The 22,603-nt window shown below is 67.3% G+C and carries 27 protein-coding genes; 16 read left to right on the forward strand and 11 right to left on the reverse strand.

Translation table 11 applies throughout. From position 1 onward, the window contains the following. Window positions 1–28: 28 nt before the first annotated feature. Window positions 29–856, reverse strand: a complete 828-nt coding sequence (locus NX02_RS33980; RefSeq protein WP_025295381.1) for a cold-shock protein — start codon at window positions 854–856, stop codon at window positions 29–31. Window positions 857–1,009: 153 nt separating this feature from the next. Then, a complete protein-coding gene (locus NX02_RS27495; protein WP_245648714.1) occupies window positions 1,010–1,507 on the reverse strand; it encodes a DUF4870 family protein in 498 nt (165 codons plus the stop codon). A 34-nt stretch (window positions 1,508–1,541) separates the two neighbouring features. Between NX02_RS27495 and NX02_RS27500 the strand changes: the two genes are divergently transcribed. Genes NX02_RS27500 through NX02_RS27510 form a run of 3 tightly spaced genes read left to right on the forward strand, consistent with a single transcriptional unit; the run spans window position 1,542 to window position 3,376 of the window. Continuing rightward, window positions 1,542–2,159 (forward strand): ribonuclease D, encoded by a 618-nt coding sequence (locus tag NX02_RS27500; RefSeq protein ID WP_025295383.1) that lies wholly within the window; start codon window positions 1,542–1,544, stop codon window positions 2,157–2,159. Window positions 2,160–2,189: 30 nt separating this feature from the next. Next, window positions 2,190–2,828 (forward strand): LPS export ABC transporter periplasmic protein LptC, encoded by a 639-nt coding sequence (lptC, locus tag NX02_RS27505; RefSeq protein ID WP_025295384.1) that lies wholly within the window; start codon window positions 2,190–2,192, stop codon window positions 2,826–2,828. Between the two features lie 5 nt (window positions 2,829–2,833). Further along, window positions 2,834–3,376 carry an LptA/OstA family protein gene (locus tag NX02_RS27510; protein WP_025295385.1) on the forward strand — a complete coding sequence of 181 codons (543 nt, stop codon included), beginning with the start codon at window positions 2,834–2,836 and terminating at the stop codon, window positions 3,374–3,376. Window positions 3,377–3,428: 52 nt separating this feature from the next. Here the strand turns inward: NX02_RS27510 and NX02_RS27515 are convergent, their stop codons facing one another. The 4 genes from NX02_RS27515 to NX02_RS27530 form a co-directional block, all read right to left on the reverse strand. Beyond that, complete coding sequence (locus NX02_RS27515) at window positions 3,429–4,643, reverse strand: CCA tRNA nucleotidyltransferase (RefSeq protein WP_025295386.1); 1,215 nt, start codon at window positions 4,641–4,643, stop codon at window positions 3,429–3,431. Then, window positions 4,631–5,233 carry a CoA pyrophosphatase gene (locus NX02_RS27520; protein WP_025295387.1) on the reverse strand — a complete coding sequence of 201 codons (603 nt, stop codon included), beginning with the start codon at window positions 5,231–5,233 and terminating at the stop codon, window positions 4,631–4,633. The genes NX02_RS27515 and NX02_RS27520 overlap by 13 nt, the downstream gene beginning before the upstream one ends. Beyond that, a complete protein-coding gene (locus NX02_RS27525; protein WP_025295388.1) occupies window positions 5,230–5,796 on the reverse strand; it encodes a DUF1285 domain-containing protein in 567 nt (188 codons plus the stop codon). The genes NX02_RS27520 and NX02_RS27525 overlap by 4 nt, the downstream gene beginning before the upstream one ends. Before the next feature lie 75 nt (window positions 5,797–5,871). After that, a complete protein-coding gene (locus NX02_RS27530; protein WP_025295389.1) occupies window positions 5,872–6,378 on the reverse strand; it encodes a GNAT family N-acetyltransferase in 507 nt (168 codons plus the stop codon). 99 nt (window positions 6,379–6,477) lie between these two features. Between NX02_RS27530 and NX02_RS27535 the strand changes: the two genes are divergently transcribed. From NX02_RS27535 to NX02_RS27545, 3 genes are read left to right on the forward strand one after another with little or no spacing between them, the layout of a single operon-like run. After that, the gene (locus NX02_RS27535; RefSeq protein ID WP_025295390.1) at window positions 6,478–7,110 is read left to right on the forward strand and encodes a glutathione S-transferase family protein; all 633 of its coding nucleotides are present in this window, start codon (window positions 6,478–6,480) and stop codon (window positions 7,108–7,110) included. Window positions 7,111–7,151: 41 nt separating this feature from the next. Beyond that, window positions 7,152–7,904, forward strand: coding sequence for an SDR family NAD(P)-dependent oxidoreductase (locus tag NX02_RS27540; RefSeq protein ID WP_025295391.1), 753 nt, complete (start codon window positions 7,152–7,154; stop codon window positions 7,902–7,904). Then, the gene (locus tag NX02_RS27545) at window positions 7,901–8,308 is read left to right on the forward strand and encodes a dihydroneopterin aldolase (RefSeq protein ID WP_025295392.1); all 408 of its coding nucleotides are present in this window, start codon (window positions 7,901–7,903) and stop codon (window positions 8,306–8,308) included. The genes NX02_RS27540 and NX02_RS27545 overlap by 4 nt, the downstream gene beginning before the upstream one ends. A 14-nt stretch (window positions 8,309–8,322) precedes the next feature. On the opposite strand, the gene NX02_RS27550 is transcribed toward NX02_RS27545, so the two are convergent. After that, on the reverse strand, window positions 8,323–9,162 hold the full coding sequence (locus NX02_RS27550) for a hypothetical protein (RefSeq protein ID WP_025295393.1): 840 nt from the start codon (window positions 9,160–9,162) through the stop codon (window positions 8,323–8,325). A 226-nt stretch (window positions 9,163–9,388) separates the two neighbouring features. Between NX02_RS27550 and NX02_RS27555 the strand changes: the two genes are divergently transcribed. The 4 genes from NX02_RS27555 (at window position 9,389) to NX02_RS27570 (ending at window position 11,972) form a co-directional block, all read left to right on the forward strand. Continuing rightward, the gene (locus NX02_RS27555; protein WP_025295394.1) at window positions 9,389–10,063 is read left to right on the forward strand and encodes an energy transducer TonB; all 675 of its coding nucleotides are present in this window, start codon (window positions 9,389–9,391) and stop codon (window positions 10,061–10,063) included. 83 nt (window positions 10,064–10,146) lie between these two features. Next, entirely contained in the window at window positions 10,147–10,923 is a 777-nt protein-coding gene (locus tag NX02_RS27560) for a MotA/TolQ/ExbB proton channel family protein (RefSeq protein WP_025295395.1), read from the forward strand. Window positions 10,924–11,024: 101 nt separating this feature from the next. Further along, window positions 11,025–11,510 (forward strand): ExbD/TolR family protein, encoded by a 486-nt coding sequence (locus NX02_RS27565; protein ID WP_025295396.1) that lies wholly within the window; start codon window positions 11,025–11,027, stop codon window positions 11,508–11,510. 36 nt (window positions 11,511–11,546) lie between these two features. Further along, complete coding sequence (locus NX02_RS27570; RefSeq protein WP_025295397.1) at window positions 11,547–11,972, forward strand: ExbD/TolR family protein; 426 nt, start codon at window positions 11,547–11,549, stop codon at window positions 11,970–11,972. Window positions 11,973–12,266: 294 nt separating this feature from the next. On the opposite strand, the gene NX02_RS27575 is transcribed toward NX02_RS27570, so the two are convergent. Further along, complete coding sequence (locus NX02_RS27575) at window positions 12,267–13,475, reverse strand: LL-diaminopimelate aminotransferase (RefSeq protein ID WP_025295398.1); 1,209 nt, start codon at window positions 13,473–13,475, stop codon at window positions 12,267–12,269. Window positions 13,476–13,622: 147 nt separating this feature from the next. Here NX02_RS27575 and NX02_RS27580 point away from each other — a divergent pair, with 147 nt between their 5' ends. The 3 genes from NX02_RS27580 to clpS all read left to right on the forward strand — a co-directional run bounded on the left by NX02_RS27580 (window position 13,623) and on the right by clpS (window position 16,943). Then, window positions 13,623–15,392 (forward strand): PHA/PHB synthase family protein, encoded by a 1,770-nt coding sequence (locus NX02_RS27580; protein WP_025295399.1) that lies wholly within the window; start codon window positions 13,623–13,625, stop codon window positions 15,390–15,392. Window positions 15,393–15,517: 125 nt separating this feature from the next. Continuing rightward, window positions 15,518–16,447: a phasin family protein gene (locus NX02_RS31850; protein ID WP_039996884.1), complete on the forward strand. Its 930-nt coding sequence runs from the start codon at window positions 15,518–15,520 to the stop codon at window positions 16,445–16,447. A 169-nt stretch (window positions 16,448–16,616) separates the two neighbouring features. After that, window positions 16,617–16,943, forward strand: coding sequence for an ATP-dependent Clp protease adapter ClpS (clpS, locus tag NX02_RS27590; RefSeq protein ID WP_025295402.1), 327 nt, complete (start codon window positions 16,617–16,619; stop codon window positions 16,941–16,943). 32 nt (window positions 16,944–16,975) lie between these two features. On the opposite strand, the gene NX02_RS27595 is transcribed toward clpS, so the two are convergent. Next, window positions 16,976–17,713, reverse strand: a complete 738-nt coding sequence (locus NX02_RS27595) for a Crp/Fnr family transcriptional regulator (protein WP_025295403.1) — start codon at window positions 17,711–17,713, stop codon at window positions 16,976–16,978. 174 nt (window positions 17,714–17,887) lie between these two features. Between NX02_RS27595 and murA the strand changes: the two genes are divergently transcribed. The 3 genes from murA (at window position 17,888) to NX02_RS27610 (ending at window position 20,722) form a co-directional block, all read left to right on the forward strand. Further along, a complete protein-coding gene (gene murA, locus NX02_RS27600) occupies window positions 17,888–19,174 on the forward strand; it encodes a UDP-N-acetylglucosamine 1-carboxyvinyltransferase (RefSeq protein WP_025295404.1) in 1,287 nt (428 codons plus the stop codon). Between the two features lie 193 nt (window positions 19,175–19,367). Beyond that, window positions 19,368–20,153 carry an IclR family transcriptional regulator gene (locus NX02_RS27605; RefSeq protein WP_245648715.1) on the forward strand — a complete coding sequence of 262 codons (786 nt, stop codon included), beginning with the start codon at window positions 19,368–19,370 and terminating at the stop codon, window positions 20,151–20,153. Window positions 20,154–20,461: 308 nt separating this feature from the next. Next, a complete protein-coding gene (locus NX02_RS27610) occupies window positions 20,462–20,722 on the forward strand; it encodes a helix-turn-helix domain-containing protein (RefSeq protein WP_039996885.1) in 261 nt (86 codons plus the stop codon). Window positions 20,723–20,815: 93 nt separating this feature from the next. On the opposite strand, the gene NX02_RS27615 is transcribed toward NX02_RS27610, so the two are convergent. Both NX02_RS27615 and NX02_RS27620 read right to left on the reverse strand, forming a co-directional pair. Next, window positions 20,816–21,841 carry a cupin-like domain-containing protein gene (locus NX02_RS27615; protein ID WP_025295406.1) on the reverse strand — a complete coding sequence of 342 codons (1,026 nt, stop codon included), beginning with the start codon at window positions 21,839–21,841 and terminating at the stop codon, window positions 20,816–20,818. Between the two features lies 1 nt (window position 21,842). Continuing rightward, the gene (locus tag NX02_RS27620; protein WP_025295407.1) at window positions 21,843–22,565 is read right to left on the reverse strand and encodes a SapC family protein; all 723 of its coding nucleotides are present in this window, start codon (window positions 22,563–22,565) and stop codon (window positions 21,843–21,845) included. Between the last annotated feature and the right edge of the window lie 38 nt (window positions 22,566–22,603).

The raw sequence follows: 22,603 nt of genomic DNA on the forward strand, positions 1-22,603 counted from the left end.
GGGGTGAAATCGTGTCAGCCGGCTGCTTTTACTGCAGCGGCTTCAGGTTGACGGCGGCATATTTGCCGCGGCGATCCACCTCCAGCTCGAACTCGAGCCGGTCGCCTTCGTTCAGGCTGGTCATGCCAGCCCGCTCGACGGCGGAGATGTGGACGAACGCGTCAGGCTGCCCGTCATCGCGCTGAATGAAGCCGAAACCCTTCATCGCGTTGAAGAACTTGACGGTGCCCGTCGCCTTCTCGCCCGTCAGCTGACGCTGGGGCCCGCCGCGCGCAGCGCCGGGAGCGCCACCCGCGGGCGCCACCGCGCCGCCACCGGTCACCGGCAGGGGCTCGCCGTCGATCTTCAGCTCGGTCGCGGAGATGCGACCGCCACGATCGACGAGCGTGAAGCCCAGCGGCTGGCCTTCGGCCAGACCGGTCAGGCCGGCCTGCTCGACCGCGCTGATGTGGACGAACACATCTTCACCGCCGTCGTCGCGAACGACGAAGCCGAAGCCCTTTTGGGCGTTGAAGAATTTGACGACGCCCTTGCCTTCGCCGATGATCTGCGCCGGCATTCCGCGGCCACCGCCGCCGAAACCGCCGCCGCCGCCACCACCGCCGAAGCCGCCGCGGCCACCACCGCCGCCGCCGCCGCCGAAGCGATCGCCGCCACCGCCGCCGAACCGGTCGCCGCCACCGCCGAAGCGATCACCACCACCGAAACCGCCGCCGAACCGGTCGCCGCCACCGCCGAAGCGATCGCCGCCGAAGCCGCCACCGAAACTGCTGCCGCCGCCCTCGTCACCGAAACCGTCGCGCTTGTCCCTGCCGCGACCGCCGCGATCCCCGCGGCGTCCTCTGTCGAAACTCATGCCCTGTTGTACTTTCCCGGTCGCCCGCACTTCATTACTGGAAACACACGCCGGACGACGGTCGCAAGTCCCCCAGTGCGGAAAATTGGCCGCACCTGCGAATCCCTTAGCGGAAAAACCTCGTCGTTGCGAATGATTTCAAGCCGCTGTCGCTCAGAACAAGAGAGTCTGCGGATTGGGCATCGGCAAACGCTTCTGCGCGTTGAGCAGCGACATCACCGATCGCACCGCCACCCATACGCCGGTGGCAAGCATCACCAGGAAGCCGATGAGGATGAGCGAGAGGATCGCGCCGACGACGAAGCCGATCAGCCCGAACCAGAACGTCCGGATATGATAGGCGTAATGGCTCGTTTCCCAATTTGCTTTCGGCTGGCCGCCCCAAACATAGGCAAGAACCACACCGACGATGCCCGTGATGCCGGTGATGAAGCTGGCGAGATAAAGCAGCGAGATGATTGTCGGCTGGTTCAGTTCGAAGCCGCTTGAGGATTGCGGTCCGCGGTAAGGGTCGGTCATCGCATTGAGCCCCGCTGATTGAGAACATGTTGCAGATTGTGCGCTTTTGTCGGTGCACGCGCAACCGCTTAGCCCCGTGGCGGCAGAGTCGCTGTGTTCCTCGGCACATGCGGCAAAAACATGCTTCGCCATTGAGCCCCACCGTCCGCGCGCCTATGCGTGCGGCATGACCGTGCATTTCCATGAAGAAGATCTGCCCGAAGGCGTGCTCGCGCCCGGGCCCATCGCCATCGATACCGAGACGATGGGGCTCATCACCCCGCGCGACCGGCTGTGCGTCGTCCAGATTTCCGACGGCGGCGACGACGAGCATCTCGTGCGCTTCTCGCCCGGCAGCGACTACGCCGCGCCCAATCTGCGCGCGGTGCTGGCGGATCCGGAGCGCCTCAAGCTCTATCATTTCGCCCGCTTCGACCTCGCCGCGATCCGCCAGTATCTGGGCGTCGTCGCGGCGCCGGTCTATTGCACCAAGATCGCGTCGCGGCTGGTGCGCACCTACACCGACCGCCATGGACTGAAGGAACTGGTGCGCGAACTGATCGGGCAGGAAATCTCGAAGCAGCAGCAGTCGTCGGACTGGGGCGGCCCCGATCTCAGCGATGCCCAGCGCGAATATGCCGCGTCGGACGTGCGCTACCTCCACCGCCTGCGCGACGAGCTCGATCGCCGGCTGGCGCGCGAGGGGCGCACCGGCATCGCGCAGGCCTGTTTCGATTTTCTTCCGGCGCGCGCCGAGCTCGACCTCGCCGGCTGGCCCGAGATCGATATCTTCGCGCATATCTGATTCGCCGTACGCTTACCGCGGGGGAGCCGCATGTCAGAGATCGCCGTCCACAAGCGCAGCCTCAGGCAACGCTGGGCCGCGCCGGGAAGCCGCCACGACCGGCTGATCGCGGTCAGCCGCGTGATCTTCCCGACCGCGATCGGTGCGCTCGCCGCGGTGCTGGCGATCGCGCCGCTTACCCGCGGCAACGAACTGAGCTTCGTCCTCGCCAAGGACAGCGTCGAGATCGCGAAGGAACGCATGAGGGTGACGTCCGCGATCTATCGGGGGGAGGACAGCAAGGGGCAGCCCTTCCAGCTCCGCGCCGGCTCGGCGGTGCAGGCCAGTTCGCGTGATCCGATTGTGCGGCTTGAAAAATTGTCGGCCGAGCTCGCGCTGAAGGACGGGCCGGCAACGGTGACCGCGCCGCGTGGCCGCTATGACATGAATGCGGAAAAGGTCGCGGTCGACGGGCCGGTGCAGGTTCGCGGGGCGGACGGTTATCGCCTCGATACGCGCGACGTCGCGGTCGATCTGCGTACCCGGCAGGTGACCAATACCGGCCCCGCCGACGGTGCGATGCCGCTCGGTACGTTCAGCGCGCAACAGATGCGCGCCGACCTGGAGGCGCGGACGGTGACGTTGCAGGGCCGTGCACGCTTGCACATCGTCCAGCGTCAAGGCAGATGACCGGCATGCGCCCTGCTCTGATCCTCGCCATCGCCTCCGCTGCCACGGCGGGGCTCGTCGCCATTGCAGCACCGGCGCTCGGCCAGGCGTTGCGCGGGCATGATTCGAACGCACCGGTCGATGTCGACGCCGACCGAATCGAGGTGCAGGATCGCGCGGACCGCGCAATCTTCTCGGGCAATGTGAAGGTGCGCCAGGCGGGCCTCACGCTCGATGCGGCGCGGCTGACCGTCGCCTATGCCAGCAATGACGGCATCCAGGTGCAGCGACTCGATGCTGCCGGCGGGGTGGTCGTGCGCAGCGCCTCCGAAACCGCGCGCGGCGATTTTGCGATCTACGACCTCAACGCGCGCCGCATCACGATGCTGGGCGGGGTCATGCTGACGCAGGGCCAGAGCACGATCCGCGGCGGCCGGCTGGTCATCGACCTCACCACCGGCCGCTCGGTGGTCGATGGCGCCGCGGCGCCCAGCCCGGGCGCGCCGGGCGTGTCCAGCGGCGGCGGGCGCGTCAGCGGACGGTTCACGGTTCCCAAGCGGAACAACTGAGCGGGGTTCCGTCGTTCCCCGAACCAACGCTCGGGGAGGCATGTCTACGCGTCTACGTGCCCGCCTCGGCCAGAATCATCGCCGCGACCTCATCCGCGATCGCCTGCACCCGCTCCGCCGGCGGGAAACCTTCCGCCACCCATTGCCGCTCCACCGTCTGCAACGCCCGCGCCACCGCCGGTCCTGCCGCCAGCCCACGCGCGACCAGCGCGCCGCCGCCGATCGGCAGGCGCGGCGGCGCCCAGCCGGCGAGGCGGCGGATCTCGGCCTCGTCGCCATCGTGCAGCAGCAGCCGGTCGATCGCGCCGGCGACGCCCGTGCGATAGGCGAACGCCTCGACGGGCAGCGCATCGGGCGCGCCGGCAAGCGCTGCCGCGATCCGCTTGCGGTTCTGGTTGGACAGTTTGAGCCGCGCGGCCACGGCTTCGCCCAGCACCGGATCGTCGGGCAGCAGCGCCGCCAGCCGGCGGACCGGGTCGGCGGCGATGCCCGCCCGTGATTCGCCCGCGACGACGCGACCGAGCCTGGCGGCGCCGTCGATGCCGATTTCGGGCAGCACCGGCGTGAAGATGCCCCGATCGATCATCAGCGCGACGGTGGGCCGGGGATCCGCGACGGCGAGCAGCTTGAGCAGCTCGTCGGCGATTCGCTCCCGCGACAGCGCCATCAGATCGTTGGCACGCGCGGCGCAGGCCGCGAGCCCCTCCTCATCGGGGCGGTCGAGTCCGAAGCGCGCGTGGAAGCGGAAGAAGCGCAATATGCGCAGATGATCCTCGGCGATGCGCTCCAGCGGCGCGCCGATGAAGCGGACGCGGCGCACGGCGAGATCGGCGAGGCCGCCGAAATAATCGTGGATCTCGCCGGTTGACGGGTCGGCGTAGAGCGCGTTGATCGTGAAGTCGCGCCGCGCCGCATCCTCGCGCCAGTCGTCCGAAAAGGCGACGGTGGCGCGGCGGCCGTCGGTGGCGACGTCGCGGCGCAACGTGGTCACCTCCACCGGGCCGCTCTTGAGCACCGCCGTGATCGTCCCGTGCGCGATCCCCGTCGGCACCGCGCGGATCGCCTGCCGCTTCAGCCGTTCGAGCACCTGCGGCGGCTTCAGCCGCGTCGCGATGTCGACATCCTTGGCGTCGATGCCGAGCAGCGCGTCGCGCACCGCTCCGCCGACGAAGCGGCTGTCACCCTCGTTGGCGCCCAGCGCGTCGAGCAGCGCCGCCATGCCGTTGCGCGTGCGCCAGTCGACGTCGGGCAGGGTCAAGCCGTCCATGCCAGCCTCCGCGCCAGGTTGATCAGCATGCCCGCGGTCGCGCCCCAGATGCGGCGCCCATCCCATGACAGCTCGTAATAGTGCCGCTGGCGGCCCTGCCACTCGATGGCCTGCTCGATATAATTGCCTTCGCCCATCAGCACCGACAGCGGCACCTCGAACACATCGGCAACCTCGGCCTCGTGCGGCACCAGCGTCAGGTCCGGCGGTACGACGCCGATCACCGGCGTCACCTGGAAGCCGGTGACGGTGCGATAGCCGTCCGCCTCGCCGATCACCTCGACCATCGCGCGCGGCAGGCCGATCTCCTCCTCCGCCTCGCGCAGGGCCGCGGCGACGATGCCGGCATCCTCGGGGTCGACGCGGCCGCCGGGGAAGGCGATCTGGCCGGCGTGGCGACGCAAGGTCGTCGTGCGCCGCGTCAGGATCACGCCCGGCTCGGCGCGGTCGGTGACGGCGACGAGTACCGCCGCCGGCACGATCACCTCGCCTGCGCCGACCAGGGCGTCGCGCACATCGCCCTCCAGCAATATGGTCTGGCGTTCGCCGCCGCGTTCGAGCGCGAGACGCAATCGTTCGGCAAGCGTCATGCCGCCGGCTCCAGCGTGAAGAAGGCGCCGTCGCTCCACACGCCGGCCGGGGCATGGTCCTCGGCGATGGCGATCTCGGCCAGTTCGTAGAACAGCGGCCGCGCGATCAGCGCCTGCAGCCCGCCGCGCACGTGCAGATAGGGGTGCGGGCCATCGGCGCGCTCGACGACGGTCAGGGCGTGCTCGGGCCCTGCGATCACCAGGTCGCCGGTGTTGAGGCGGAACGCCAGCCGGCGGGCGGGACCTTCACCCTCGCTCTTGAGCTCGACGGCGACGAACGCCGCATCGTCCACCGCGATGGCCAGCCGTTCCGCCGGCGTCACCAGCACATGGCTGCCATCCGCCTCGCGCCGCAGGATGGTGGCGAACAGCCGGACCATCTCGGGGCGATCGATGCGGTCGCCCTGATGATACCAGCTGCCGTCCGCCGCGATCCGCATCTCGCTGTCGCCGCTGCGGTCGGGATGCCACTGGTCGACCGGCGGCAGGCGTCGTTCGGCGGCGAGCCGGGCGATGTCGGCAAGCGACAGGCCGGCAAGATCGGGGGGCGGGGGCATCGGCATGGCCTGCCGCTTAGGCGATTCGGCCGGCGTCCGCAAAGCGCGGGTCCGCCGATCCGTATCGTCCGCGCGCCGAAATCAGGCGTGGACGCGCGGCGCGATCCGGCCCGCCGCCGCCATGACGGTGCCGTCGGGCACCCGCGCGAGCAGCCGGTGCCGCTCGACCGGGCCCGGCACCTCCCACAGGGCGGTGCCGTCGGCACTGAAGCCGAAGAAGCGGCCATAATATTCGGGATCGCCGATCATCATCAGCACATCGCCGCCGCGCGCATCGGATGCTGCCAGCGAAGCGGCGACCAGCGCGCGGCCGATGCCGTCGCGCTGGCGATCGGGCTCGACCGCGACGGGACCGACCATCACCATCGGCTGCGCGCCCAGCGGGGTCAGCAACGATACCGGCCAGCACTGGATCGTGCCCACCAGCCGGCCGCCGTCGAACGCGCCGAAGCACAGCGCGTCGATCGCCTGCGTCCCTTCGCGCATCCGATAGGCGGTGCGGCCGCGGCGGTCGGCGCCGAAGGCGTCGTCCAGCAGCGCTTCCACCGCCGACGGATCGGCGTCGCTCAGGGGGGTGATCTTGACCAACGTCCGGTTCGCTCCTCAATGGCGGTGCCGATCGATCTCGGCGGCGGCGCGCTTTAGCGTCATGTGGGGATTTGGAAAGCGAAATCAGGGGGATTTTCGATGAAACTGTTCGATGCGGCCTGGGCGCCGAGCCCGCGACGCGTCCGCATGTATCTTGCGGAAAAGGCGCTGAACGTGCCGCGCGTCTCCGTCGACATCCGGGGCGGTGCCCATCTCGCCGCCGACTTTCTGGACATCAATCCGCGCGGCACCCTGCCGGCGCTGCAGCTCGACGATGGCGAACTGATCCTCGAATCGTCGGCGATCTGCCGCTTCTTCGAGACGCTGCACCCCGAGCCGTCGCTGTTCGGCGCCAATCCGCGCGACGTGGCGCGCATCGAATCGGTGCTGCGGCTGGTCGATGGCGAAGGCTATGCGGCTGCGGTCTACGCGTTTCGCAACGGCCATCCGCGTCTTGCCGGCAAGGCGCTGCCCGGCTGCTGGCCTGAGGTGCCGCAGATTCCCGCGCTGGTGGCGCGCGCCGGGTTGCTGTGGCGGCGCTTCCTCGAAACATTGGAGACGCGGCTGGCGGAGCATGAGTGGATCGCGACCGACCGGTTGAGCTATGCCGACATCGCCGCCTTCGTGACGCTGGAATTCGGCGGGGTCGGCCGACTCGACATGGGGGGCGCGGGGGAGGGTGTCGCCCGATGGCGCGCGGCGATGGCGGCGCGGCCGAGCGCTGCGGCGTGACCCGCCTTCCCAGCGCCCCCGCAACCGTCTAGCGGCACCGCATGGGCAGCGAACGCACGGCAATCGTCACCGGCGGGGCGAAGCGCATCGGCGCCGCGATGGCGCGCGCGCTCGCCGCGGACGGCTGGCACCTGCTGATCCACTGCCACGCCAGCCGTGCCGAGGCGGATGCGCTCGCGGCCGAACTCGGCGATGCGACCGTCGTCGCCGCCGACCTCGCCGAGCCGGATTGCGCCGGGCGGGTGATGGCCGCGCTCGACGGGCTGCCGCCGCCGGCGCTGCTCGTCAACAATGCCTCGCGCTTCGATCTCGACCTGTTCGGCGATTTCGGCGTCGCGCAATGGGATCGCCACATGGCGGTGAACGTGCGCGCGCCGGTGCTGCTGGCGCGGGGCTTCGCCGCGGCGGTGCCCGAGGGGCAGCCGGCGCTGGTCGTCAATCTGCTCGACGCCAAGCTCGCGCAGCCCAATCCCGACTTCTTTTCCTATACGGTGTCGAAACAGGCGCTGGCCGGCGCCAGCGAATTGCTCGCGCGCGTGCTGGCGCCGCGCGGGATCCGGGTGTGCGGCATCGCGCCCGCCGTTACATTGGTGTCGGGCCCCCAAAGCCGCGACAATTTCGAGAAGGCGCACCGGATGACCGCGCTCGGCACCGGCGTCACCGTCGACGATCTCGTCGCGGCGCTGCGCTTCCTCATCGCGACGCCGACGATCACCGGCCAGACCATCGCCATCGATGCCGGGCAGCGCTTTCTCGGCCTGCCCCGCGACGTTCAATTCATGGAGACCGAATGACCACCCCGCCCAAGCTCGACGGCCTCGTGCCCCGGAGCCTCGCCCCGCGCAGCCACCGCATCTTCCTGGAGGCGTTCGATCTGCCGGTGGATATCGGGTTCCATGATTTCGAGGTGGGGGCGCCGCAGCGCCTGCTGATCTCGGTCGACGTGTGGGTCGATGCCGAACATTTCGCCGCGGAAGACAGCGCCGCGGCCGCCTGGAACTATGATTTCCTGCGCACGGAGATTCTCCGTGTGACGCAGGGCCGCCGGTTCAACCTGCAGGAAACGTTGGCGCGCGAGATTTACGACCTGATCGCCGCGCGCCGCGGCGTCGTCCGCCTGCGCGTGTCGACGCGCAAGCCGGACGTCTATGCGGACTGCAAGGCGGTCGGCGTCGAGATCGCCTCTTTCGAGGGCTGAGCCGCCCGCCAGCCTCACCCCGCGGCGCGCGTGCGCGCGCAGGGGCCGAGCCGGTCGAGCACGTAGCGATAGTCCTCGCGCGCGGCCTGCGCCGCCGCGGGCTCCGCATCGTTGAGCGCGGCGGCGGGCAGCGCGCGCGGCAGGCCGCAGGCCAGCCGGTACCACAGCAGCGTGTCCGGCGCTGGCGCGCTCGCGGATTCGTCGACGATCTCGCCCAGCGCCACGCCCCAATGGCGTTCCTGTCCGGGACGGCGGACCACGCTCAGCGAGATCGGCACATTGTTGGCCGCAATGACGAAGATCTGCGTCTCCCCTTCGCCTGGTAGCGTTCCCATGACATGGAACGCACTGCCGATCCGGGCGATCGCCGGCGGCGCATCCCGGCGCACCGATTCCTGCACGATAGCGCGAACGCGCTGCTCGAGCGGCGCCGACCAGGGCAATTGGGCGTCCTTGGCGACGAGCTGGATCTCGCCTGGACGGCCGGCGACGCGGCGCGCGAGCAGCAGCACCTGCGAGCGCTTCAGCTTGGGCGCGCGGCCCCGCGAATCGAGGGGCACGTCGACGACGTACGCGACCTGCGGCGCAAGGCCGCCTTCGCCGCGAATCAGGCTGACGATATCGGCCCGAACGAAAAACCGCATCTTGCCGGAAGGCACATCGGCGGCCTGCGCCCCCTTGACCCTGATCGCCTCGCGGATGGTTGCGCTAGCAATGACCGGCGCGGTGATCGAAAGGTCCGCAAGATCCGCGTAAGTATAGGCGGGAAGCGGGGTTTGTGGCGGGGAAGGGGCGGCGAAAACGGCCGTGGTGGACAGCGCGGCGAGGGCCGCGAGAGGGTACAGCAGACGCATCAGCTTCCCATTGTTGGAGGGGCAGGAATATGGGGCTGAATAGCCCTTTTGCCATACGGAAACGCGCCGTTTCAAGCCGCACAAAGAGATTGCCTCGCTGGGTGTGGCGCGATAGACACTCCGGGTCTGCCAAAGATAATCATTCCGGGCAGAGTGGGTCAGGCCGTCGCTCCGGCGCGATAGGCATGCTCTGCGCACAGCCTGGTAAGAGGAGTTACGTAGCTGAATGGCCTACGCTGACAGAAATTCGGGTAACAGCCGGGTCGTTGCGGTCGTCATCGTGGCGCTCGTGCATGTCCTGCTCGGCTATGCCTTCATCGTCGGTCTGATTCCGAACATTGCGAAGAAGGTCGCACAAGACCTGAAGACGTTCGAAGTTCAGGAAGAAACGCCGCCGCCTGAAGAAGAGCCGCCCCCCCCGCCGCCGGAACAGCCACAGACGGTGCAACCGCCGCCCGTGGTCTCGCCGCCGCCGATCGTTCAGACGAACGTGGCGCCGCCCCCGATCCAGACAACCGCCGTCGCCCCTGAGCGTCCGGTCATCACGCCGAGGGCCGCCCCGGCGCCTCCGGCGCCTCCTGCTGCTCCCCCCGCGCCGCGTCTGGCGCAGCCCGCCGTTGCGCGTGGCGACCAGGGTTCGTGGGTCACGCAGGACGACTATCCGCCGCGCGCGCTGCGCGAAGAGCGGACGGGCACCAGCGGCGTTGCGTGGGACATCAATACCGAGGGTCGCGTGGAGAATTGCCGCGTGACGTCGTCGAGCGGTTCGCCCGATCTCGACGAGGCCGCGTGCAAGAACATCACGCGCCGCGCCCGGTATAAGCCCGCGCTCGACAATGCGGGTAACCCGATCCGCACGTCGGCGAGCCGGCGTGTCGTCTGGCGGATGCCCGACAACTGATCGATTTCCCGCCGCCGCGCCCCGTGTCGAATCATGGGGTGCAGGCGGCGGTCTGACAGACAGATATAGAGGAAAGATCCCTTATGCTCATCTCGACCCTCGCCGCTGCGGCGCCCGCCGGCGAAAACCCCTATGGCCTGATCCCGGCGATCGTCGAAGGCGGCCCGCTGACCTGGGCCACCGCCGCGATCCTCACCTTCATGTCGATCGGGACCTTCTACATCCTGTTCACCAAGGCCTATGATCAGCAGAAGATCTTCGGCCAGACCAAGAAGGTCCGCACGGCTTTCTGGGCGAGCCCGAGCCTGAAGGACGGCGCCGCCAAGCTGGAAAAGAACAGCGCCTACAAGCAGATCGTCGACGACGCGCTGATCGCTCTCGACCAGCACGCCAAGCTGACCGATCCGGTCGAGGCGCATGACTGGCTGCACGGCTCGCTGAACCGCAGCCAGGGCGCGATCAACTCGAAGCTCGGCGAAGGCCTGGCCTTCCTCGCCACCGTCGGTTCGACCGCGCCGTTCATCGGCCTGTTCGGCACCGTCGTCGGCATTCTGAACGCGCTCATCAAGATCGGTGCGGCTGGCCAGGCGTCGATCGACGCGGTCGCCGGCCCGGTCGGTGAAGCGCTGATCATGACCGCCATCGGTCTGGTCGTCGCCGTGCCGGCGGTGCTCGCGTTCAACTGGCTGCAGCGCCGCAACAAGGCGATTTCCGAAGATCTCGGCGCCTTCTCGAACGATCTGCTCGGCTACATGATGTCGGGCGGTGCGGTGAAGCCGGTTGTCGTGAGCCGCGCGGCTCCCGCGAAGCCGGTGGCGACCCCGCCGAAGCCGGCTGGCGTTTCGACGACCAAGGCCTGATCTTGACGGCGGCGGATCGGGATATATCGCCCGACCGCCGCCCCTCCTCCCGGCCGGGATGCCTCGGCGCCCCGGCCAAGCAGGATAGGAAGTAATTAAAGATGGCAATGAGTGTGCCCGGTGAGGGCGGTGACGACAAGCCAATGTCGGACATCAACACGACGCCGCTCGTCGACGTCATGCTGGTGCTTCTCATCATCTTCCTGATCACCGTTCCGGTCGTTGTGCAGTCGATCGATCTCAAGCTGCCCGACGTGCGTCACGATCCGACGACCACCAAGCCCGAGAACGTATCGCTCTCGGTCAAGGGCGGTCCGGGCGGCACCTGCGAGGTTTACTGGAACCAGACCCAGGTCAATTCCGGAGACCTGCTGCAGCGCGCCGTCAAGAAGCTGGAAGCCGAGATCGCGCGCCAGGGCGGGGTGAACAATCCCGAACTGGAACTGCCCGAAGCCCATATCCGCGGCGACGTGAACACGCCCTACCGTTGCATCGGTGGCGCGATCTTCACGATGCAGCGTGCCGGTTTCGCGCGCGTCGGCTTCATTTCGGAGCCGCCCGCTGGCGGCGTGACAGCCCGTCTCTGACGGCGTCCGACCCGCACAAGGAGATTTGTTATGGCAATGAGTGTCGGGGCCGCTGGTGCTGACGAACCGATCATGGACATGAACACCACGCCGTTGATCGACGTGATGCTCGTGCTCCTGATCATGTTCATCATCACCATTCCGATTCAGACCCACGCTGTGAAGATCGATCTTCCGGTGAATTCGAACGCCTCGAATCCGCCGCCGATCGATCCGATCAAGAACAAGATCACGATTGATCCTGCCGGCGTGGTTTACTGGAATGGCGCTGCGGTGGATCTCGCGACGTTGCGCACCTATCTCGACCAGACCCGTCAGATGGCGCCCGAGCCCGAACTGCACCTGCAGCCGGACGAGAACGCCCGCTACGAAAAGGTCGATCAGGTTCTTGCGGTGATCAAGAAGTCCGAGGTCACCAAGATGGGCTTTGTCGGTAACGAGTTTTACGGCAAGGCCTTCTGAAGACGCGCGCCCCGGCGCGCGTTCGAGGATCGAAGTGAGCAGCGAAGGGGCGGACCGCAAGGTCTGCCCCTTTCGTCATTTGCCGGGAACGAACGCTGGCGGGCAGGGGCGCGGCGCCATTGCGTCAGCGGGACGACGGCGACCCCCTGGCGCTTTTCGGCAAAGGCAGGGGAGACGCATCGGTCGGTGCGCGCCTGACCGGCCGCGGTCGCACCCCCTCCTTGCGTTTCCCGAAACGAAACGGCCCGGTGGACGGGTCCACCGGGCCGCGATGTGCGAAACAATCCGGGCGGATCAGACGGCGCGGGTGGCGCCGGCGTTCACGCCCATGCTGGCGAGATAGCGGCGGACGTTGCGCGCCGCCTGCCGGATGCGCTGTTCGTTCTCCACCATCGCGATGCGGACATAGCCTTCGCCGTCCTCGCCATAGCCGACGCCCGGTGCGACGGCGACGCCGGCATGCGTCAGCAGCTGCTTGGAGAATTCGAGGCTGCCGAGATGCGCCAGCGCCGGCGGCAGCGGTGCCCAGGCGAACATGCTGGCGCGGGGCGGGGGGATATCCCAGCCGGCGCGGCCGAAGCTCTCGACCAGCACGTCGCGGCGGCGCCTGTAGAGCTGGCGGTTGGCCTCGATGATATCCTGCGGGCCGTTGATCGCCGCCACCGCGGCGGCCTGGATCGGCGTGAACGCGCCATAATCGAGATAGGATTTCACCCGGGTGAGCGCCGCGATCAATGTCGGGTTGCCCACCGCGAAGCCCATCCGCCATCCCGCCATCGAATAGGTCTTGGACAGCGAGGTGAACTCGACCGCGACGTCCTTCGCGCCGGGTACCTGCAGGATCGAGGGAGTCGGCACGCCATCGAAATAGATCTCGCTATAGGCGAGGTCGGAGAGCACCCAGAGACCATGCTCCTTCGCGAAGGCGACGACCCGCTCGTAGAAGGCGAGATCGACCACTTCGGCGGTCGGGTTGGACGGATAGCCCATCACCAGCACCGACGGCTTGGGCACGGTGAACTTCACCGCGCGATCGAGCGCTTCGAAATAGCGCTCGTCGGGCGTGGTCGGCACCGATCGGATCGTCGCGCCCGCGATGATGAAGCCGAAGGTGTGGATCGGGTAGCTGGGGTTGGGCGCCAGCACCACGTCGCCCGGGGCGGTGATCGCCTGCGCGAGATTGGCGAGGCCTTCCTTCGAGCCCAGGGTCACGACGATCTCCCGGTCGGCGTCGACCTCGACGCCGAAGCGGCGCTGGTAATAATTGGCCTGCGCGCGGCGCAGCCCGGGAATGCCCTTCGACGCCGAATAGCCGTGGGCATCGGGCTTGCGCGCCACCTCGCACAATTTGTCGATCACGTGCGCCGGCGGCGGCAGGTCGGGATTGCCCATGCCCAGGTCGATGATGTCCTCGCCTGCCGCACGCGCCGCCGCCCGCATCGCGTTCACTTCGGCGATGACATAGGGAGGAAGGCGTTTGATGCGGTAAAACTCTTCGGACATGGGACCTTCATTTCTCGGTTGTAGCGGGAACCGTCCCGCGGTTCGTGCATAGGCGATTTGACGCTGCGCGTGAATTCCGCATTTTGGCGCGCCGGTCGGCGGCCGGACTGCGGTCGGGGACGTGGAAGCGCTGAGAAGGAACACCGGATGACGGACACCAGTGAAGCCCAGACCCCGATGCCGCTGGAAGAGATCCAGCATTGGACCTGGGTGTTCGGCCGCGCGCAGCAGATGATGCTCGATTACAGCCTTCGCGAGATCGAGAAGGCGCGTACGAACGATCCCGAAACGCCCATGTCCGGTTTCGCCGCCGCGGGCGGGGCGATGCTCAAGGCGCAGACCGACTTCTGGTCCGACTCGCTCAAGCTGTGGCAGCGCTTCCTGATGCCGGAGGAGGCGCCTTCCGAGGCGCGCGCGCTTTCGGAAGAGATCGGCCGCCGCGCCGATCGCGACAAGCGCTTCTCCGCGCCGGCCTGGCGCGACAGCCCGCTGTTCGATCTCGTCCGCCAATCCTATCTGCTGGTGTCCGATCATCTGCTGAAGGGCGTCGATGCGATCGACGGGCTCGACGCCAGGCAGAAGGAGCGGATCCGCTTCGCGACGCGCGGCTTCGTCGATGCGATGAGCCCGTCCAACTTTCCGCTCAGCAATCCGGTGGTGATCGAAAAGACGCTGGAAACGCGCGGCGAGAATCTGCTCAAGGGGCTCGACCATCTGCTGTCGGACCTCGGCCGCGGCCAACTGACGCACACCGACAGCGGCGCGTTCGAGGTCGGACGCAACGTCGCGGTCACGCCGGGCAAGGTCATCAAGCGCACCCCGCTCTATGAACTGATCCACTATCAGCCGACGACGCCGCAGCTGATGCGTACGCCGCTGGTCATCTTCCCGCCCTGGATCAACCGCTACTACATCCTCGATCTCAACCCGGAAAAGAGCTTCATCCGCTGGGCGGTGTCGCAAGGGCTCAGCGTGTTCATCGTTTCCTGGAAGTCGGCCGATGCCGGCATGAAGGATGTGACGTGGGACGATTACATCCTGCGCGGGCAGATCGATGCGATCGATACGGTGCGTGACCTGCTGGGCGTCGATGCCGTGCACGCGATCGGCTACTGCGTCGCCGGCACCACGCTGGCCGCCACGCTCGCGCTGCTCGCCGCGCGCGGAGAGGCGGACAAGGTGCGCAGCGCCACCTTCTTCACCGCGCAGGTCGATTTCGCCGATGCCGGCGAGCTCACATTGTTCGTCGATGACGACCAGCTTTCGGTGATCGATGCGCTCGCCAACGATGGTTTTCTCGACGGCCGCTATATGGCGGCCACCTTCAACCTGCTGCGCAGCCGCGATCTCATCTGGAACTATGTCCAGAACAACTATCTGCTCGGGCAGGATTATGCGCCGTTCGACCTGCTCTACTGGAATGGCGACACCACCAACCTGCCGGCACTGTGGCATCGGTCCTACCTGACCGACCTCTATCGCGACAACAAGCTGGTTCAGCCCGGCGCGCTCTCGGTCGACGGCACGCCGATCGACCTGTCGCTGGTGAAGACGCCCGCCTATATCCAGGCCGGCCGCGAGGATCATATCGCGCCGCTGCAGAGCGTCTGGAAGCTGACCGAGCATTTCGCGGGGCCGATGCGCTTCCTGCTGGCCGGTTCGGGGCACATCGCCGGCGTCGTGAACCCGCCGACATCGGGAAAATATCAATATTGGAGCCATGAGGGAACCGCGGCCACCCTGTCCGAGTTTCTCGAGAAGGCCGTGGAAACCAAAGGCAGCTGGTGGCCGGACTGGATCCGGTGGATCGAGGCGCTTGATGACACCCGTGTCGCCGCGCGTGCCGCCCGCATGCCCGGCAAGGGACGGCTGAAAGCGCTGGAAGATGCGCCGGGGAGCTATGTGCGCGCGCGTTAGGATACGCCCCGGTTACGGGATGATGACCCTGATGTGACTTTATGCTGCACTGCACAAATTCGCTTGCAATGCTTGATCTGCAGCCCTATTTGTGCGATGCAGCATAAAGCGTTTAGGAGTGTCAGATGCCCGACTCGCCTGACAAGAAGCCGGTGAGCACGATGAAGCCGAAGACAGCAAAATCCGCAGCGCCGAAAGCGCCTGTGGACAAGGCTGTTGCGGTTGCGAAGCCCGCCGTCGCGAAGGCCTCTGTCAAGACGCCCGCGCCCGTTGCGGCGGCGCCGAAGGTTTCGGTGCCAGCCGCTCCGGCCAAAGTTCCCGCACCGGCTGCGAAGCCGGTCTTGAAAGCCGCGCCGGTGGTGGCCGAAGCGGTTCCCCCCAAGCCCGTCGCAGCGAAGCCGGTTCCGGCCGCGCCCACGGCGGCACCCGTTGTCGCCAAGGTTCCCGAACCGCCCGCGCCGACCAAGCCGGAGCCGATGCCGGCGCTTGACGTCGAAGAAAAGCCTGCCGCGTCGCCGGTCGTCGAACCGATCGAGGCTGCGCGTCCCCAAGCTGCCCCCGCACCAGAGCCGGCGCCCACAGTGGCGACGGCGTCGCAGAAAGGAATATCGAGCATGAATGAGACCGTGGCGAAGGTCGAAGAGACCACCCAGAAGCTTTTCGGTGACATGAAGGAGCGCGCCAGCGCCGCCTATGCGAAGAGCAGCAAGCTCGCCGAAGAGGGCGTCGAATATCACAAGGCGAATCTCGAGGCGCTGGTCGAATCGACCAAGCTCGCCGCGAAGAATGCCGAGACGCTGGGTCAGGACGCCGCCGAGTACGGTCGCAAGTCGTTCGAGTCGGCGACCGCCGCGCTGAAGGGCTTCGCGTCGGCCAAGACCCCGACCGAGCTGTTCAAGCTGCAGAGCGACTACGCCAAGTCGTCGTTCGACGCGTTCGTCGCCGAAGCGTCGAAGGCCAGCGAGACCTGGCTGAAGGTGACCAACGAGGTCTTCCAGCCGATTTCGAGCCGGATCTCGGTCACCGTCGAGAAGATGAAGACCAGCGCGCTCTGATCGCCGCTGGTTTCGACCGGACCAGCAAACGGCCGCTTCCCTTCGGAAGCGGCCGTTTTCGTTTCCGCCTTTTCGCTGTCTCGGCGGCGAGTTGAGGCCTCCGCCCTTGCCCTCGGCGACGGCGATGCCATATTCTTCCCCTATGCAGCAGCACCGGAAAATCGTCGGGATGACAACGCGCAAGGATGGCGAGGACGAAGGGAACGGCCTGGGCGTCGCAACCCGCACGCGCACGCGGACCCGCAAGCCTTCGCTCTACAAGGTGTTGATGCTCAACGACGACTATACCCCGATGGAGTTCGTCGTTCTCGTGCTGCAGCGCTTTTTCCGGATGAACATGGAAGATGCGACTCGGGTCATGCTCCACGTCCACCAGAAGGGCGTCGGCGTGTGCGGCGTGTTCACCTATGAAGTTGCCGAGAGCAAGGTGGCACAGGTGATCGATTTCGCGCGCGAGAATCAGCACCCGCTGCAATGCACGCTCGAGAAGGCCTGACCGCCCTTATACGCGCCTGACCGCCCCGGGGCTCAGCCGCGCGGGGCCGGAAACCAGCTCGTATCGAGTTCGGCGAAGCGGTTGAAATAGGCGGAAGCCTGTGCCAGCGCCCGTTCGTCGACGATCGTCACCGAGCCGTTGCGCCGCTCGATCATGCCTTCCTCGGCCAGCGCGCGCATCATGCGGTTCACATGTACCGCTGTCAGCCCGGTCGCGTCGCCAATCTCTTCCTGCGTCAGGATCAGCTCGAAGCTGTTGGTCACGTCCTTGCGCATGAAGCGGATGCGGTGGAGCATGTCCAGGAGCAGCGCACCGACACGCGCGCGCGCCGAGGTTCGGCCCAGCGACGCAAGGCGGTCGGTCAGCGACACACGCTCTGCCTGCGATACCGCGAACAGCAAGGCGGCGACGCGCGGGTGATCATCGAACAGCGTGCGCAGCGCCTGCTTTTCGAAGGGGCAGACCACCGCGTCGGTGATCGCGGTCAGCGATTCGGCGGCGTCGCGATAGGCGATGTTGGATGAACCGATCAGGTCGCCGGGAAAGTGCAGCCGGAGGATCTGGCGGCTGCCGTCGTCCAGATAGACATAGCTCATCATCCAGCCGTGGCGCAGGACGTAGATCTCATCGCTGCCGTCATTCTCCCGTCGCAGCATCTGGCCGCGCTTGAGCGTTCGCTCACGCTCCTCCAGCCGGGCAAGCGCTGCGCGCTCCTTTTCGGTAAGATCAAGGAAATGGCCCAGCCGCTCGGCAAAACAGCTTCCCGTCAATGCCCCCGTGCTCCATCTGTTGTTTGGCTTCCGTAACAACGCATGGGGAGCGGATTGGCTGCCGGCATTAACAATGATCAACCGACACAAAATATAGACGGGCCGTTCCAAGGCGTTGCGCCGACATCGATGGCTCGGGTTGCGGAGTGCAGCCTAATCGCGGATAGGCGGCGGATGGACCGCATCATCATTCGCGGCGGCCGGCCGCTTGCCGGGCGCCTTCCGATCTCTGGAGCCAAGAACGCCGCGTTGACGCTGCTGCCCTGCGCGCTGCTGACCGACGAGCCGCTGACGCTGCGCAACCTGCCGCGGCTTGCCGATGTCGACGGCTTCGGCCACCTGCTCAACCAGCATGGCGTATCGACCACCGTCGAAGGCGGGCGGCCGGAGGATTTCGGCCGGGTGATGACGCTGCGCGCCGCCAAGATCACCTCGACGGTCGCGCCCTATGACATCGTGCGCAAGATGCGCGCCTCGATTCTGGTGCTCGGCCCGCTCGTCGCGCGCGCCGGTGAGGCGACGGTGTCGCTGCCCGGCGGCTGCGCGATCGGCAACCGTCCGATCGACCTTCACCTCAAGGCGCTGGAAGCGCTGGGTGCGGAGATCGAGCTGGCGGCGGGCTATGTAAAGGCGACCGCGCCCGGCGGCCGGCTGCCCGGCGGCAAGGTGATCTTCCCGTTCGTCTCGGTGGGCGCGACCGAGAATGCGGTGATGGCGGCGGTGCTCGCCCGCGGCCAGTCGGTGATCGAGAACGCCGCGCGCGAGCCCGAGATCGTCGATCTGTGCCGTTGCCTCGTCGCGATGGGCGCATCGATCGAGGGGATCGGCACCGAGACACTGGTGATCGAGGGGCGTGAGCGCCTGTATGGCGCCACCTATCGCGTCATGCCCGATCGCATCGAGGCGGGCAGCTATGCCTGCGCGGCGGCGATCACCGGCGGCGAACTCGATCTGGTCGGCGCGCGCGCGGACGACATGACCGCGGTGCTCGCAGCGCTGCGCGAGGCGGGTGCCAAGGTCGAGGAGCGCGCCGGCGACGTGATCCACATCTCCGCCAATGGCGGCATTCACGGCATCAGCCTGTCGACCGCGCCCTATCCTGCGTTTCCCACCGACATGCAGGCGCAGTTCATGGCGATGCTGACCTTGGCAGACGGCGCCAGCCTGCTGACCGAAACGATCTTCGAGAACCGCTACATGCACGTGCCCGAACTGGCGCGGATGGGGGCGGATATCCAGGTCCAGGGGCGCAGCGCGATGGTGCGCGGCGTGAAGGAACTCACCGGTGCACCGGTGATGGCGACCGACCTGCGCGCGTCGATGAGCCTGGTGCTCGCCGGGCTCGCCGCCAAGGGCGAGACGCAGGTGCAGCGCATCTACCATCTCGATCGCGGCTATGAGCGGCTCGAGGAAAAGCTGCAGGCGGTGGGTGCGGACATCGAGCGGATCGGCGGCGACTGATCGCGGTACCGGCCCCGCCCGGCCCACACTGCGCGCCGGATTTCCATACCCTGAGCTTCGGCGCTTTGCCGGGCTAGGCACTGGCATCGACAAGGACTAGTTTCCTTAGCCGATGAACCACGCGGGAAAGGCCATTTCGCGCATGGTCCGGGGGCAGGCCAGCCGATCGGGGCCGGAAAATCAGGGGTAATGGATGTCGGTGCAGGTGGAAGAACAGGGCAAGGACGCTGGCATCAAGGGCGCGCAGACGCTGATGCGCGCGCTCGACATCCTCGATGAGGTGATCGGCGGCCCGGTGAAGGCCGTCGAACTGGCGCGCAAGCTCGATCTCAGCAAGACGACGACGCATCGCCTGGCGCAGGCGCTGAAGTCGCGCGATTATCTCGCGGCGACGCGCGACGGCTATTCGCTCGGCCCCAAGCTGCTGCAACTCGGTGCGATGGCGCTGGAGCAGACCGACTTCGTGCAGGTCGCGCGGCCGTTGATGGAATCGCTCTCCGACCGCACCGGGTTCTGCGTGTTCGTCGGCAAGCGCGAAGGCGATTGGTCACGCCATCTCGAACGCGTGACCGGGCGGCAGCGGCTGCGCGTATCGACGTCGCCGGGAGACCGGCGGCCGATCGTCGAGACCGGCCTCGGCAAGGCATTGCTGCTCGACGAGGATCTCGCCACGCTCGAACGCATCTACCGCCATGTGAAGGGCGACGCGATCGAGGCACCGAAGATGGCGGCGTGGTTGGAGGAGATGCAGGGGCATATCAGCCGCGGCGTCGTGCTCCACGCCAGCGATCTTGGCGATGGCGTGCGTTCGATCGCGGCGCCGGTGCGCGACGCGATGGGCCGCATCTGCATCGCCTTGTCGATTGCGGGGGCCGCGCTTTACCTCAGCGACGATGTGATGGTGTCGCTATCGGAAGAGGTCCAGCGCACCGCCGCCGAGATCAGCGCCGGCTGCGGCTATCGCCCGATAACGCGCTGATCGCCCGATAACGCGCTGATCGCCCGATAACGCGCTGATCGCGCTTTTCTGTGGCGCTCGCCGTTGCGGACAGTAACGGGCGGCGGCAGATCTTCTGTCAGGCCAATTGAATTGGCCGATCGACGGCAGATCGATCGAGTTGTCTGTCATGTCATGACATAAGGTGCTGATATGAGCGCGTATATGACTATGGTAGCGCTAATTTCCATTGACCTCTGCCGGACCGGCGCCTAGCACTTTGCCATCGAAAGAGCGGCCAAAGAGCCGTCCGCGCACCGGCGCGGTCAGGGAAGGGAGAAGAATGTTCGATGGACATTCATGCCAATGGCGTCCGTCGCCATGTCGACAGCACAGATCGTGATAGCGTGAACGCGGCCCACCTCACGCCGGCGCAGGTGCGCGTGATGCACGGCGTGCGCTCCGGCATGCTCAACCGCCAGATCGCCGAGGATCTCGGTATCGCCGAAGCAACGGTGAAGGCGCACATGACCGCGCTGATGCGCAAGCTCAACGTCCGCAACCGCACGCAGGTGGCGATCATGGCGCAAAGCCTGGCGGAACTGCAGTAAGCGGCGTTCCGCGAGATCGACTTTCCGCCTTTCTTCGAACAACCGCTGATTTCCTTGCCGGCGTGAGCATCGGGCAGGGCAGCTTCGGGCTGCCTATCGGTTCAACCGATTGAGTATTTGCGCGCGCAGGCGCCGCGCAGCCGCCGGATCGAGCGGGGCCGCCAGTGCGCCCCGGGCCTGGTCGGGCAGGTGCGCGCCCGCGCGCTCCCCCGCACCGAACACATAATAGTCGAACAGCGCATGCCACGCAGCCTTTTCCGCCGCCGGGCGGTCGCGCAGGCTGAGCAGCGCGTGGAGCAGGCTGGCCTGCGGATTGTCGGCGTGCGCGGGCGCGTCGTTCCACCAGTAATTGACGAGGATGTTGAAGTCGCAGAGCGCCTCCACCTGGTGCCACCACAGCGCCGGATAGATGAGCGCGTCGCCCGGCTCCAATTCGGCGACGACGGCTGCCGCAAGCGCATCGCGATAACCCGGATAGCGCGCAAGATCCGGCGCCGCCGGATCGACCATCGACACGACCTGGCCGCCCGGTGTCGGCTCCAGCGGGCCGGGATAGAGGTTCGCGATCTGGTCGGGCGGGAACAAGGTGAAGCGGCGGCGGCCGGCGACGCAACAGGCGATGTTGTTGGAGATATCGTAATGCGCGGCGGCGACGGTGCGGTTGCCGATCCAGATGCTGGCGAGCGGCGCGTGCGCGGCGATCGGGCCGAGCGGCAGATCATTCTCGGCACGGAAGCCGGGCAAATAGAGGTCGAGGTCGGTCGAGCCGATATAGAGCGCGGGGGCGTCCGCCGCTGCAGCGCCGCTGCCGGCCGCGATCCGATCGAGGACATCGCCGAGCTTCACCCGTGCGGCGGTGAAGTTCAGCCCGGTCAGCGTCGCGTCGTAGAAAAAGCGGCCGCCGATCTCCGGCGCGCCGGTATAGGCGGTCACCGGGCGATCGCCTTCGAAGCGCTTGAGGCTGCCGATCGCCTCGGCAGTGGACCGTCGTGCCGCGGCGACGATCGGCCAGTCGCGCGCCACGCCGCGCAGGATCGCCGGTTCGCCGGCTGCGATCAGCGCGGCGAACGGAATCGCCTCCGCTGCGATATCGTCGAGCGCGCGTGCCGGTCGCGCCATCTCAGGCGCCGTCCCGCCGCCGCTTGAGGTCGATCAGGCGATGGACATTGCCGAGCGACGCCGAGGCGAGCATCGCCGGGCGCAGGAAGCCGGCCCGGTTGAGCGCCTCGAGCGCCGCGCCGGGCAGCGCCGCCAGCCGGTGCTCGACCACCGCATGGACGCCGGGTACGGCATAATGGCGCTCCTCATCGAGCGCCACGTCGAGCTCGACCGGCTCGAGCAGGCCATGTGCATCCCAGGCGGCGTAGAGCGGCTGCGCCATCTCCATGCCGACATAGATCGTCCTGAGCGTGGCCGAGACCCGTTCGAGCGCGGGCGCGTTGCCGCCCTGCGGCAGGAACAGCGGCACGCCCTCGTCCCGGCCGATCCGCCGATCGTCGAGATCGACGTGGATCATCGGTTCGCGCCGGTCCGGATCGTCCGCGGCGGGCGTCATCACGATCGAGAAGGGCCCGCGCCGCTGCAGCGCCGGCACATAGCGCGTGGTCCAGCCGGTGGGGCCGAGGAACAGATTCTCGTCGCGGTCGAGGCCGAGCAGCACCACCGCCTGGACGCCGCCGGCGTCATTGCGCCGGAACAGGATCGGGAAATCGCGCTGCGCCTCCTCGAACTCGGTCGGGAAGACCAGCATCTGGTTCACCGCATCGCCGAAGCCCGCGTGGTAGCCGGGCCTGAGCCTGAGGTCATGATGGTCGATATTGTTGAGAAGAACCTTGTTCGTCACGGATGACCTTCGACATAGCCTGCCGGCGAACCTAACCG

Origin of the sequence: Sphingomonas sanxanigenens DSM 19645 = NX02, assembly GCF_000512205.2 — a bacterium.
GTDB classification, from domain to species: Bacteria; Pseudomonadota; Alphaproteobacteria; order Sphingomonadales; family Sphingomonadaceae; genus Sphingomonas_D; species Sphingomonas_D sanxanigenens.